The sequence below is a fragment of the Mesorhizobium temperatum genome, from assembly GCF_002284575.1.
GTDB classification, from domain to species: Bacteria; Pseudomonadota; Alphaproteobacteria; order Rhizobiales; family Rhizobiaceae; genus Mesorhizobium; species Mesorhizobium temperatum.
Window position 1 is genome coordinate 111,180 of sequence record NZ_NPKJ01000058.1, and the last position, 9,192, is coordinate 120,371.

10 protein-coding genes are annotated in these 9,192 nt (G+C 57.0%); 4 read left to right on the forward strand and 6 right to left on the reverse strand.

What is annotated here, in order from left to right; genetic code table 11:
* The first annotated feature begins 90 nt into the window (after positions 1-90).
* A complete protein-coding gene (locus CIT26_RS21300) occupies positions 91-327 on the forward strand; it encodes a hypothetical protein (protein WP_095494396.1) in 237 nt (78 codons plus the stop codon).
* 112 nt (positions 328-439) lie between these two features.
* Here CIT26_RS21300 and CIT26_RS21305 read toward each other — a convergent pair whose 3' ends face one another.
* Positions 440-811, reverse strand: a complete 372-nt coding sequence (locus tag CIT26_RS21305) for a hypothetical protein (protein ID WP_095494397.1) — start codon at positions 809-811, stop codon at positions 440-442.
* A 450-nt stretch (positions 812-1,261) separates the two neighbouring features.
* Here CIT26_RS21305 and CIT26_RS21310 point away from each other — a divergent pair, with 450 nt between their 5' ends.
* Positions 1,262-2,146 carry a hypothetical protein gene (locus tag CIT26_RS21310; RefSeq protein ID WP_245319510.1) on the forward strand — a complete coding sequence of 295 codons (885 nt, stop codon included), beginning with the start codon at positions 1,262-1,264 and terminating at the stop codon, positions 2,144-2,146.
* A gap of 451 nt (positions 2,147-2,597) precedes the next feature.
* Here the strand turns inward: CIT26_RS21310 and CIT26_RS21315 are convergent, their stop codons facing one another.
* The 3 genes from CIT26_RS21315 to CIT26_RS21325 form a co-directional block, all read right to left on the reverse strand.
* Entirely contained in the window at positions 2,598-3,488 is an 891-nt protein-coding gene (locus CIT26_RS21315) for a glutathione S-transferase family protein (protein WP_095494399.1), read from the reverse strand.
* A 27-nt stretch (positions 3,489-3,515) separates the two neighbouring features.
* Positions 3,516-4,097, reverse strand: a complete 582-nt coding sequence (locus CIT26_RS21320; RefSeq protein ID WP_095494400.1) for a VOC family protein — start codon at positions 4,095-4,097, stop codon at positions 3,516-3,518.
* A 234-nt stretch (positions 4,098-4,331) separates the two neighbouring features.
* Positions 4,332-6,269, reverse strand: a complete 1,938-nt coding sequence (locus CIT26_RS21325) for a hypothetical protein (RefSeq protein ID WP_143747883.1) — start codon at positions 6,267-6,269, stop codon at positions 4,332-4,334.
* A gap of 631 nt (positions 6,270-6,900) precedes the next feature.
* On the opposite strand from CIT26_RS21325, the gene CIT26_RS21335 reads away from it, so the two are divergent.
* The gene (locus CIT26_RS21335) at positions 6,901-7,140 is read left to right on the forward strand and encodes a hypothetical protein (protein WP_245319511.1); all 240 of its coding nucleotides are present in this window, start codon (positions 6,901-6,903) and stop codon (positions 7,138-7,140) included.
* 112 nt (positions 7,141-7,252) lie between these two features.
* Here the strand turns inward: CIT26_RS21335 and CIT26_RS36730 are convergent, their stop codons facing one another.
* Entirely contained in the window at positions 7,253-7,429 is a 177-nt protein-coding gene (locus tag CIT26_RS36730; protein WP_167391489.1) for a hypothetical protein, read from the reverse strand.
* 324 nt (positions 7,430-7,753) lie between these two features.
* Between CIT26_RS36730 and CIT26_RS21345 the strand changes: the two genes are divergently transcribed.
* Entirely contained in the window at positions 7,754-7,984 is a 231-nt protein-coding gene (locus CIT26_RS21345; RefSeq protein WP_095494404.1) for a hypothetical protein, read from the forward strand.
* Positions 7,985-8,006: 22 nt separating this feature from the next.
* Here CIT26_RS21345 and CIT26_RS21350 read toward each other — a convergent pair whose 3' ends face one another.
* Positions 8,007-8,501 carry a hypothetical protein gene (locus CIT26_RS21350; RefSeq protein ID WP_095494405.1) on the reverse strand — a complete coding sequence of 165 codons (495 nt, stop codon included), beginning with the start codon at positions 8,499-8,501 and terminating at the stop codon, positions 8,007-8,009.
* Between the last annotated feature and the right edge of the window lie 691 nt (positions 8,502-9,192).

Below are 9,192 nucleotides of genomic sequence, written 5' to 3' on the forward strand. Positions count from 1 at the left end.
GCATGGTTCTTGCCGAACCGAAGGGCAGCGTAGCGAAGGTTGATCCCGATTTTTTGGGTCATGCGCTGGATGGTCAAAAGGAGACCGCACATGTCGATTCACTTCACTGTCTCGGGCCTGACCAGAAATCTGTTTCACTCGCCCAGAAATCTGTTTCACTCGCTGGGACTGGACCATGAGCGCGCGCCGAGACCTCTCAGGCCTGAGCAAAGTCTTTTGCTGGAATGTTATCTGGCCGGCCAGATTCCGGAATCGGCCTGGAGCGACTATGTCTTCGAGACGCCGGAATTGGCACGCCATGTCAATGCGAGGCGCGCCCAACACTGACATCTCGTGAACCTAGAACCGGTCCGATCGCTTGAGGTGACGCCGCCTAGCAACGCTTGGCTGAAATTGCCCGCTCGGAAAACGAGCGGGCTTTGCCTGGGATGACGCCCGGTTACTGTTTGGGCGAGCCGAATTGCAAGGTGAAGACGCTGCCTGCGATCCCTTGGGCGAGCGCCGGCGAAAAGCTCAGCGGCAAGCAGCGTTCCAGGGCGGCGATCGCTGCATCGACAAAGGATTGCCGCACCTTCGCGTCGCCGGTCACATTGATGGCAGTCGGCCTGGGCGGGCCGATCAGCGTGCCGTTGCGCTTGAAACTGAAACTCAATGTGACGGTTGAATTCCCTGCATTCGCCGGCGGTGTCCAGCACGCGTGGATCGCAGCCCCGACATCGTCCATGGTGTTCAGCGATGCGGCATTCGATTGACAGCTGGCGCCTGCCAATATCGAGCCGGCAATCACCGACAGTCCTGCCGTGCGTTTCATTGCAGGTCCTCGTCCTCCGCCTCGCCCGCACAGCAATATGGTACGGACAATGGCGGCGAAGACAATATGTTTGCAAAGGCCAGATGTTTTGCAAAGGCCAGATGTTTTGAAGGCTTGATACCCAACGACAATCGCGAAGTCAGGCCGCAGCTTCCCGGGAAACGAAACAAAAAGGCCGGCACATGGCCGACCTTTCCTTCCACCTCGACCGCGCCAGTACATCCGTGGTCACGAATTGGAGGTGAATTGCCGATCAGTAGATAGGGATTTGGTTAACGAATCCTTAGCTGACGGGGGCTGCTCGTCGACGCGTCATGGCCAATCTGATCTGCGTTTTCGTGATGAGTGCGGAAAGTCGTCTTTAAATGCGGCACATATTATTAATCGTTGTACACCAATGTGTTAGCATGTGAAGCATATCCAAGTAACGATCGTGTTCTGGGGTTTATTATGGCCGTACTTGGCGCTCTCCCTCCCGGCGTTCGCTGTCGACCAATTCGCGAAGCCGATTGGGAAGGAGTGGTCGACTGCCTGTGCCGGGGGTTTCCGGAGCGTGACCGGAGTTACTGGATACAAGCGCTGACCCGATTGTCGCAGCGGCCTGCTATCGCCGAATGCCAACAATACGGCTTTGCTTTGGAGAAGACTGGTCGGATCGTCGGCGTCGTGCTGACCCTTTATACCCGTTATCGCAGGCAGGAAGGCGACGAAATCCGCTGCAATCTTTCAAGCTGGTCCGTCGACGAAGAATTCCGCCCCTATGCCATCAAGCTGATTACGACGATTCTCAAGCAAAGAGACGTGACTTACACGAACGTTTCGCCGGCGCCTGCTACATTAAAGCACAATTTGGCGCTCGGCTTTCGCCTCTTTTCCAGCGGACAATTTGCCTTCTTGCCGGCCTTCAGCTCGGTGCAGCGGTCATGTCGCGTGCTCGAAGCTCGTCCCGATCTTGCGGAAATGGCGATGCTGTCCGACAGTGAGAGATACATACTCTCGGAACACTCCGCGCTGGGCTGCCTGTCATTGATTTGCATTTGCGACGGAGCGGCGTTTCCCTTCGTATTGATGCCGCGCCGGATATTGCGCGGTCTTATCCCATCCTATCAGATCGTCTATTGCCGCTCTCTCGCAGATTTGAGCCGGTGCGCCGGTGCCATCGGGCGCTTTCTCTGGCGAAGCGGCATCCTGCTTTGCGTTGTCGACGCCAAGGAACCGATTGCAGGTCTGTTCGGGTGGTACCGCCCCAACAGAGGACTGAAGTACTTCAAGGGCCCCAGACCACCCTCGCTCGGAGATCTAACGTTCACCGAGCTGGTGATATTCGGTCCCTGAACGAAGGCGCAGCATCAGGCCGCGACGATTTGCGGCCGCAATGCCGAAAGCGAACCCCCGCCTCCGGCGAGGGTTCCATTTTTTTGAACCTACGATCTGCTACTGAGCAGGGGCGGTCTGAGCTGGCGGCGGGGTTGCGGGTGCCGGCGTCATCGTGTCGGCTGGAGGTGGCGGCAATTGGCCAGCGGTCGTCGCCTGCGTTCCTCCCGATTGAGTTTGGTCACACGCCGCCAGGGCAGCAAGCGCCAGACCGAACGCGGCGAATAAGGGTAGTTTGCGGGCCCTTCCATGGACGTCACCCGCGCGGGCCTGATCATCAGGACCGGTGCCTCCAGGTCAACCGTGGCTTCGTCGTCGACGCTTCAAACATTCTTACGTCCCGTAAAAGGCGACGGGCCTTCGGCCTCGGTTTAGGTCGGCCTGGACAAGCAAAACCGTTAGAGCGAAAGCCTCACGCACCGGCCTGCGACTTCACATGGGCGATATAGCCGCGCACGTCGGCGGCCGGCTCGGCGTAGGCCTTGCCGAGCTTCTTCTCGATCGCCGCCATGTAATCTTTTGCCCATTGGGGCAGCGCGTAGTCGATGACGGCCAGGAATTCGAGCGTCGCCGCCAGGCGGATGTCGGCGATCGACGGGTTCTTGCCGCCGATGAACGGCTTGCCGTTCCTGAAGAAGCTGTGAAAGACCTCCAGCGGCTCAGCAATTGCGGCCGCCGCGGCCTTCTGGGCTTCCGACTTCCTGTCGGGGTGGGCATCGCTGTGACCAACCTCGCCGGCATATTGCGGGAAGTTCAGCGCAGGATAGGTGGCGCGCGCCACATAAGGGTAGAGCGTGCCGATCAGGTAGAACATGGCGCTGTCGATCATTGCCCGCTTGGCCGGCGCCTTGGGATATAATTTCTCCAGCCCATGCTTGTTGGCGAGATACTGCATAATGGCGCAGCTTTCCCACAGCACGCCTCTCGGCAAGCCCTTGTCCTCGATCATCGGGGTGAGATGGGCTGGGTTTCGCGCCATGTATTCAGGCGAGCGCGTGTGGCCCCATACGTCGGTCTCGGAATGATCGAGCCCGGCCGCGCGTGCAAACACCCGAACGCTCATATTATTGACGCTCGGCTTCAGCATGCTGAGCGTCAGCGCGGGCTTCTTTCCTGATTTCGCCTTGGTCTTCCGCGCGGATTTCGCGGATGCCTTGGCTGCAGGTTTTGCGGCGGCTTTCGCTGCCGGCTCGGCGGAAGCTTTCGCCGCCTTGGCTGCAGGCTTTGTCGCGGCCTTGGCAGCTGGTTTCGTAGCGGCCTTGGCGGCCGGCTTCTTCGCACTCTTCGTTGTCGTCTTTGCCATTGTGGTCCTCCCTTGTTTGGCCTGTCGTCAGTATGGATTTTTCGGCGCGCGGTCCTCCGACAAGGTCGCGCGGGAGCGCTCGACGAGCGCCTGGATCGCGTCGGCAAGATGCACTTCGGCTATTGCGTAGTCGCCGCGCGCAACGCGAATCTTGTGCGCCTGCATCAACACGTCGGCATGGGTGGAGCCCGCCGGCGGCTCGAAACGGTAGGAGGCGAGCTCGATCAGCAGGCCGAGCGGATCCTCGAAATAGATCGAATCCATAAAACCGCGATCCTTGACGCCGCTGTGCTTGATGCCGCGCTCGTCGAGCCGGGCGACCGCCTGCAGGAAGGTGACGCGCGACACTGCAAACGCGATATGATGGACGCAGCCCGTATCGGTCGGCGTGCGCCGTTTCTCCGGCGTGCGGCTCTCGTCGGTGAAGATGGTGATCAGCCGGCCGTCACCCGGATCGAAATAGAGATGGCTTTCGCCTGCGTTGTCGAGATTGGGCTGCTCGAAGATAAAAGGCATGCCAAGCACGCCTTCCCAGAAATCGATCGAAGTCTGGCGCCCGGCGCCGACCAGCGTGATGTGATGGACGCCTTGCGACTGCAATTTCTGCATTGGTCTCCCTCCCGAGGATGCCTAGCTTCGTTGCCGGACGCGTTTCGGAGGCCAGCTCGCGATTTGTCGGCGCCCTCACATCGCCCGGGCTTCCTCTGCCCATACTCCGCACCGGGTAAGGGCGACCCAAGGTTTCTTGAACAGATGCTAATTCAATCGGCGATGTTGCGCCAGAAGCGATGAACCGCCGAATCCGGGATGCGTTCCCGATAGGACTTGGCTTCTGGAAAAGTGCTATTCGAAGCTCTCAGAATCGGCCCGCTCTTCTACCATTTCGCGCCGTCGCTCTGCATCTATCAACTCGCGAAGCCTAGCGTCAGCAGCTGCGTCTATGACCCTTTCAATCTCTTGATCATCAGCTGGATTAAGTGATCGCAGCAACGGTAGGCGCTCCTCTATAATGCTGGCACGCGAGCCGCTCCAAGAATTAGGCACAAGGCGAGGGATAACCTCACTCATAACGGCTTGCTTGTTGGGAGCAGAGCGCAACAATTCAACTACCGTCTGTGATATCGAAATAGCTTTGTTGTTGTCATCATCTACGTCAAATAGCTTACATGTGGAGGCCGCATATGTATATCTGTCATTTGGCGAAATATCACACCACTCAACCAGAATTTCCAAAGGCACCATTGCCACGGCCGTATCGTGCCCTTCAGAAGAAGGGTCCACCACCATTTCGTAGGCAAGAGAATAGCTTCCTTCATCGTCGGGCCGGTAGACGGCGTTAAGCGCCATCATTGGAAAGAATTCAAAGAACCGACCGAGCAATTTAGGTCCATCAAAACCAAAATATCTGTTTCTATTTCGCCTGCTATCAACTATATTATTCAGTATAATAGTTACATCGTTATCAGAATTCGTACGGGAGAGCGCAAATCGAAGAACAACGTCAACATCATAGTCCATCCCACCTTGGTCGCTATTAACAAGTACCCAATTAGTGGCACGAAGGAATTCCATACAAACTTGCAGCAAATCATTCCGATAATTTTCATCTTTTTCAGATGCGCAATGAATCACCATCGAGAGAAGGTCAAACGCAACAAAGGGTCCATCTTCTTGGTCAGCAATGGCTCTCACCAATTTCCCAATTTGCTCCGCAGAAAACGGGTCTGTTACCCTACCACCTGCCAAATATTGAAATTGCCAGACTGGACTCTTTCCGTCGACAATGGCGCTCAGGAGTCGATCGAAGGCGCGATCATCCATTGACCCTTGAACCTGTAACTCAACGAACCAGCGCGACCATATTTCATCTTCGAGTGCACTATCCAGAAAATTTCCAACTGCTTGCGGATCAACCTGGTTCCAGCCAGCTATAATTCCACGGATTGGTATCAGTGATATTTGATTGATTTCGGATCTCGCAATTTGAGCCCTAATATGCATCATCAATCCCACTGGGTCATCGACAGCCTTCCCCACACCGCGTCCAAACGAGTAGGTTTTGTCGCTAGAGTTCGGTTTTAGAAGTTCCGGAACGATGGCCTCTAGGAGTTCACTGTCACCTGCGGCCGCTTGACCAAGCTTTTCGGCATGGTCGCGCGCTTTTTCGTATACGGACGACGCCGAGTCGGGGCTGCGGTCAACGCCGACTAAGTCTTCAGCGAACGCACCTCGAGCAAGCACACGTGCTCGAATTTCGGACAAGAGATCCTTTGGTCGCAGGGCCAGTTCCAGTTTGCGAAGTTTCATAAAAGAGGCCTTGCTCTGTCTCTCCCTATCCCAGCGCAAGATTCGTTTGGTCGCCAGCCAACCGTCCGGCCAACTTTCAGTTTTTGTGAGCTGGTCGGCCAAATCGACCAGTTGATCCTGCAGGATGACTATTCCCCACAGACCTCTGAAAGCGTCTCCAAGAATCGATCTCACGCGTGAAGACGTTTCGCTATCTGAATGAAGTACATCCCGGGCTAAACTCAGCCATCTCATAAACCAGGTAGCCGAGTCGCTCTCCGAAGTTGGCGACCATCCATAGTCACGATGCCGAGATCCAAACTCGGCACTGGGGTGAAACATGAATTGGGAGGTCTTCAAACCAGCTTTTAAAATCTCAAAGCCCAATTCTCGTTTCTTTAGATCACCACTATTTATAATACCTCTTGCAACATTCAGTCGTTTTTCAAGAGCAGCCTGCGTGCCTGAGTAAATAATATGAAATAGCGATACCAATGCATCTGTCGCAGGACCGCGGTTAACCGCTTCCGAGCTTTCCCGGCCATGGGCGGAAATCGTAAAGCTGGGCGAATTGCCAGCAGATACGGTTCCCTATGCCTTGCGCCATTCTTCCATTGTGCGCCAGCTTCGGAACGGCCTGCCCGTGCGGCTGGCGTCATCGCAATACTGCCAGCTCTCAGGCGCGTCGATGCCGCTGAACCGAATCCTTGGCCTGCAATCTCTACCGTGTCGCCATCGATCACAGAGGCGCGGCCTTCCATTGCACCAGGCAGCGGCTCGGACCAGTTTGTTACCGTGCCCTGAAGGCTTGCGGTGCTCTGTATTACGAATTGAGTGACTGTGGCGGCAAGCGTGCCCACGCCGAGAAAGAGGAGCCCCAAGAGCGGGTCGCGGCAGCCGCCGTGACGGCATTCTTCTGCCGGCGCGCCTTCGCCAGCGGTCAGCCTGATTGGCGCCTTGATAACGGTGGCCTTTGCCCACGCCCTCTCTCCCCGAAGAGGAGAATGCCGCCATTTCAGGCGAGAGTCCAGAAGCTGCCTAGCCGGCCGGCAACGGATCAAGGCGGTGGGCACCGGGTCAGCTTTTCCACCGTTTCAATGATGGCTTTGGCCAGCGCTTCGCCCTCATGGCCGAGCCCGGCACCCGCAAATATGTCGGCAGCGCCTTCGTCAGCGTCAATCGCGAGATGCGGGAGCGGCTTTGGAAGCGCGTCCAGGAACATGCCGGGCCACCGCCCAGGGAAATGCCAAAGCGGCCGGCAACACAGTGGGTCAAGCCGGGGATCAAAGCCCGCGTAAAGCATCTAAGGGGCGAGGAAGACCTTCGGCACGCCTCCCTGCAGGACTTCTGGGACGAAGGAACTTAATGCGCTCCGCCGGCTTGTGACGGAATGAGCACCCGCGGTACGAACTTCTTGCACAAATGGCTGAGCAGCGGCCTGCCTGAGAGACCATCTGCCTGCACAAAAGGTAGCATCGTCAGCTCCAGATGAACGTGAGGAAGAAACCGGCAATAGCAATTACCGAGATGACATTGGGCCACCATACGGCATCGTGGGCCGGTTTGGCTGGCTTGTACCTGTGCCCCGTGCGGGGCAGCAGGTCCGGATCGTAGCGCACGTGGCGCTTAGGGTCGTATTTGATTAGCCGTTTCATCTTCCTGCACCCCATATTGCGACACATAGGATGGCGGCGGGTGCTCGGGATCGGCATGATATAGCACCTCGCCAAAGAGGATGCCGCTGGTGTGGTTGTTGGTTCTAATCCAGGTCATGAAGTCCGCGCCATCCGTTGAGCAAGTTCGAGCGGCCCGGCAGCCCTATTGGGGTGACCATCAGCCGGCCGCCGGGCCTTGACCACCAGCGAGCTTAAGAGGAGGCGCTGTGCTGGCTGACCAAAAACTTGCGCTCAAAGGCAACGGAAAAACATCATTCGAACGAACACTGCCCCCGGAAGCTTCTTCCAGCCGATGGAGGCACCATGAAACGCAAGCCCAGCAAAACCGGATTCACCAAACTGCTCTCCGCCGACACCACATGGATGTCGGCCGATCCGCTGATCGGACTGCTCGAACTGGAGACCGACAGCGGCACGATTGAGCTGGCCATGAATAGGATCGTGGCCGAGCGACTTCTTTCTGCTGTCGTTGAATTTCTCCAGGCCGGCGAGGGAGATGACGCGCCAACGTTTGCTGTCGAGCGTTCGCAGTGACGGCAAAGCACTCGGCAACCGGTCATTCTTGAACCAGCTTCAAACGACTATATCGGCGGAGGCTTTCTTCGATGACCATAGCGGTTGAGATAGCGACGCCTCTGGGTCCAAACTTTCTTGTGGATTCCAAAAGGCCAAGCGTAGCTCCAGCAAACAATCTGCCGTCGTTTGATGTTGATGGATCGTTTGCCGCCGACAACAGATACTCGTCGACGTCGTTGTAAAGAGCATTGGGAGCCGGCATTTTCAGTTGAATAAGCTGATCAACTGTTGCCCGAGTTCGGCTCTCCCTCTCGAAAAACCAGAAGTATGCCATGTAGCGAGCGAAGCCGTAGAGCGCCAGCACCATTTGAGCCACCCAAATTGCGACAGTGACCGCCGCGGCTACTACCAGTGCGCCAGGCCAATCGTTCCAGATCGACGCTATGGCCAGGACGATCGCAAAATCGAAAATCGACCAAAGGATGATGCCTGCCCAAAAGCTGCGGCTCTCAGATGATTGAAACCTTGTGGCCATGATTGCTGTGCTCCCCGCATTGCTGGTCATCGTGGAGCAACGTTTGGTGACGCGCAAGCAGCGCCCCGGCGAGGGTGCGCTTTACGATTGAGCAGAAGGAAGTGGCCGGCGCCGGACCCTAACCGCGCGTTTTGGCTTTCGGGTCTGGAGCGCTTTCCGACGGATTAGCGGCCAATTTGGCGGATCGCCGATCCCTTACCAACAGGGATTTTCTTTTTCTCGCCGGCAGCTCATCGTCGCCTTCAGCGGTCGCTCGGCCATGCTTCGCGGCAATCGCATAGTCGGCTCTGTTCGTTCGATAGTCTTTTTTTTGCACAGTTATCTCCCGATTCAGAAGATTAACGCGGCATAGCGCCAGGCAGTTCCGAAGGTTGGCCCGTCGCTTCGCAAATGTAGCGGCGGGTCTTCTACATACAGGTCGCGTCCCCAGCCTACGCGCTGCCGTCCGTCTCGCTTTCCTCGTCGAGCGTTCTCAGTGAGGCGTTAGTCGCGATGATGCAACCACCGCGATGGCCTTCGCGTTTAGCCACCTTCAATCTTGGCGAGCGATAAAAATGGCGGCGTTCATTCCGATTACAGTCTACCTGAATCACAAGCCGATGGTGGTCGCGGTCGCGTCCCTACAGGTGGTGTAGCTCGGCGGTAGCGAAGCCGCTCGCGAGCGCGCCCTCGATAGCGCTGTAGCGAGCGA

Excerpts from the sequence above, each read along its gene's own strand:
- CIT26_RS21300 (WP_095494396.1), top strand. The coding sequence starts at position 91 with ATGTCGATTCACTTCACTGTCTCGGGCCTGACCAGAAATCTGTTTCAC.
- CIT26_RS21305 (WP_095494397.1), bottom strand. The coding sequence starts at position 811 with ATGAAACGCACGGCAGGACTGTCGGTGATTGCCGGCTCGATATTGGCA.
- CIT26_RS21310 (WP_245319510.1), top strand. The coding sequence starts at position 1,262 with ATGGCCGTACTTGGCGCTCTCCCTCCCGGCGTTCGCTGTCGACCAATT.
- CIT26_RS21315 (WP_095494399.1), bottom strand. The coding sequence starts at position 3,488 with ATGGCAAAGACGACAACGAAGAGTGCGAAGAAGCCGGCCGCCAAGGCC.
- CIT26_RS21320 (WP_095494400.1), bottom strand. The coding sequence starts at position 4,097 with ATGCAGAAATTGCAGTCGCAAGGCGTCCATCACATCACGCTGGTCGGC.
- CIT26_RS21335 (WP_245319511.1), top strand. The coding sequence starts at position 6,901 with ATGGCCGAGCCCGGCACCCGCAAATATGTCGGCAGCGCCTTCGTCAGC.
- CIT26_RS36730 (WP_167391489.1), bottom strand. The coding sequence starts at position 7,429 with ATGAAACGGCTAATCAAATACGACCCTAAGCGCCACGTGCGCTACGAT.
- CIT26_RS21345 (WP_095494404.1), top strand. The coding sequence starts at position 7,754 with ATGAAACGCAAGCCCAGCAAAACCGGATTCACCAAACTGCTCTCCGCC.
- CIT26_RS21350 (WP_095494405.1), bottom strand. The coding sequence starts at position 8,501 with ATGGCCACAAGGTTTCAATCATCTGAGAGCCGCAGCTTTTGGGCAGGC.